At 50.1% G+C, this 585-nt stretch carries 1 pseudogene; it reads left to right on the plus strand.

What is annotated here, in order from left to right:
- Positions 1–104: 104 nt before the first annotated feature.
- Positions 105–585, plus strand: a pseudogene (locus tag BGK49_RS17245) (IS110-like element ISSso6 family transposase); the annotation flags it as partial.

Below are 585 nucleotides of genomic sequence, written 5' to 3' on the forward strand. Positions count from 1 at the left end.
CAGATGCTGGCCAACGTGGGATATTTAACGCGGGTTAACATCGTTGTCAGAGCCGCATGGGTGAGCTGTTGCTACACCCCGGTATTTCCACCACGGAGGCCAGCATGAACAACAATAACACATTGTACGTCGGGTTAGATGTTCACAAAGAATCGATTACTGTCGCTTATGCTATCAATTCAGAACCTGTTGAACTGATGGGTAAAATTGGCACATCACCTACTGATATTCAGAATCTTTGTAAACGTCTCAGGTCAAAGTCATCGCAGGTCAGTATCGTTTATGAAGCGGGGCCCTGTGGTTATGGACTTTATCGTCGGCTGGTGAAATCCGGTTTTGACTGCATGGTCTGCGCCCCCTCACTTATCCCGAAAAAACCGGGGGAGCGGGTTAAAACCGATCGCCGTGATGCCATCAGACTTGTGCGTTCACTGCGTGCAGGAGATCTTTCTGCTGTCTACGTACCCGGCATTGAAGATGAGGCATTCCGGGATTTGGCCCGGGCATGGGCATCTGCCCGCGATGATTTACGGCATGCAAGGCAACGTCTGAAATCGTTTCTTCTGGTTCATGGGGTCCATTATG

The sequence above is a fragment of the Shigella sp. FC1544 genome (assembly GCF_001722145.1).
Taxonomy (GTDB): domain Bacteria; phylum Pseudomonadota; class Gammaproteobacteria; order Enterobacterales; family Enterobacteriaceae; genus Escherichia; species Escherichia coli.